1 pseudogene is annotated in these 544 nt (G+C 38.8%); it reads right to left on the bottom strand.

The features are described from left to right. Nucleotides 1–544 (bottom strand): annotated as a pseudogene (locus ACMHJ2_RS17770) (flagellar motor protein MotB); the annotation flags it as partial.

Below are 544 nucleotides of genomic sequence, written 5' to 3'. Positions count from 1 at the left end.
AAATACAACCACTTTTCATCTGGACTTAAAGCCGGATGGGCTGTATTATAAGCCTCTAAATTAAAAGGCAAAGCTTCTACAGTGCCCCAACTACCATCACTTTGTTTTTGGGATTTATAGATGTTAAGCAAGGAGGAATCCTCTTGGTTATATTGGACTCGCTTACTTCCCGATCCGTTATTACTAGTAAAATACATCGTATTGCCATCTTTGGTAAAAATAGCAGTTCCCATATTGAGCTCTTTGGAGGCGATTTCCTTCCCAAATAAAACAGGCGTCTCAAAGGTGCCATCTTCTAAAATCGAAGTCGAATATAACTTCGTGTATTGTTGGTTGGTCCATGCGTGAACCTTGTTTTTCATCTGATCATTCTCTCGAGAAGAGGTAAATATCAATTGGCTATTTAATAGCGTTCCGCCATACTCGGAATACGATGTGTTTAAACCTAAATTAGCCATCGTAAAACGAGAGGTTGATAAGGTTTTATCCACCAATTCTCCATTGGTGATATATAAAACTGACCGAGAATCTGACTCAGCTAAAG

It is taken from the genome of Myroides odoratus (genome assembly GCF_965118575.1).
Classification (GTDB): Bacteria; Bacteroidota; Bacteroidia; order Flavobacteriales; family Flavobacteriaceae; genus Flavobacterium; species Flavobacterium odoratum_B.
Note: the sequence above shows the minus strand (reverse complement) of the source record. Positions and strands in the feature narration are given on the sequence as shown.